2 protein-coding genes are annotated in these 1,373 nt (G+C 64.5%); both read left to right on the top strand.

The annotated features are described in order from the left end of the window. A partial coding sequence (locus GFM02_RS34705; protein WP_168324227.1) for a carbohydrate ABC transporter permease occupies positions 1-336 on the top strand: 336 nt, incomplete at its 5' end. Positions 337-339: 3 nt separating this feature from the next. Continuing rightward, positions 340-1,373, top strand: a 1,034-nt coding sequence (locus GFM02_RS34700; protein WP_168324226.1) for an ABC transporter ATP-binding protein, incomplete at its 3' end; no start/stop codon positions are given.

Raw genomic sequence — 1,373 nt, 5'->3', positions numbered from 1 at the left:
CTGGTCAGGGCCGCCCAGGTCGATGGCGCCAGCTTCTTCCAGATCTTCCGCCGCATCATGCTGCCGAACTCGCTGCCGATCATCGTCGTCACGGTGATCTACCAGTTCACCAATATCTGGAACGACTTCCTGTTTGCCTCGGCTTACGCCGGCACCGGTGACACCATGCCGATGACGGTGGCGCTGAACAATGTCGTCAACACCTCGACGGGCGTCGTCGAATACAATGTCAACATGGCGGCTGCGATGATCGCCGCCGTGCCGACGCTCATCGTCTATATCCTCGCCGGCCGCTACTTCGTGCGCGGTCTGATGGCGGGCGCTGTCAAAGGGTAATCCATGGCCTTCCTCGAAATCTCCGGTCTCAAAAAGCGCTTCGGCGCCGTCGACATTCTCAAGGGGATCGACCTCGAACTCGAAAAGGGCGGCTTTCTCGTGCTGGTCGGCCCGTCCGGCTGCGGCAAGTCGACCCTGCTCAACACCATTGCCGGGCTGGAGACGATCACCTCCGGCGATATCCGGATCGACGGGCGCGACATCGCCGGCCTGCACCCTTCCAAGCGCGACATCGCCATGGTGTTCCAGTCCTACGCGCTCTATCCGAACATGACGGTGGCGGGCAACATCGCCTTCGGCATGGAGATCCGCGGCGTGCCGAAGGAGGAGCGGGCCAGGGCGATCGCCCAGGTCTCCGACATGCTGCAGATCGGCCATCTGCTCGACCGCAAGCCGAGCCAGCTGTCCGGCGGCCAGCGCCAGCGTGTCGCCATGGGGAGAGCGCTGGTGCGCAATCCGCAGGTCTTCCTGTTCGACGAACCGCTCTCCAATCTCGATGCCAAGCTGCGCGTCGACATGCGCACCGAGATCAAGCGGCTGCATCAGCGCATGGGCACCACCTTCGTCTACGTCACCCACGACCAGATCGAGGCGATGACGCTGGCGACCAAGATCGCCGTGCTGAAGGACGGCGTGCTGCAGCAGTTCGGCACGCCGGCCGAGATCTATAACAGCCCGTCCAACATCTTCGTCGCCGACTTCATGGGATCGCCGGCGATGAACCTCTTGACCGCCACCGTCGAGAACGGCGCCGGCGGTCTCGAAGTCTCGCTGGAACGGCCGAATGCCGCCCCGCTCCGACTGCCGGTCGTCTCAGGCAATGACGGCCTGACCGCCTATACCGGCAGACAGGTGATCTTCGGCATCCGCCCGGAGGCCTTGACCGATCCCGATGGCGCCGATCGCAAGGCGCGCTCGCTGACCGAGGGCGACTGCCTGATCGAGGTGGTGGAACCCGCCGGCTCCGACACCTTCGCCGTCACCAAGCTCGGCGGCAAATCCGTCGTCGCCCGCCTGCGCGCCGATACCGGCATCGC

This window comes from Rhizobium leguminosarum bv. viciae (assembly GCF_012276115.1).
GTDB classification, from domain to species: domain Bacteria; phylum Pseudomonadota; class Alphaproteobacteria; order Rhizobiales; family Rhizobiaceae; genus Rhizobium; species Rhizobium leguminosarum_T.
This window is presented reverse-complemented; position numbering and strand designations above follow the sequence as displayed.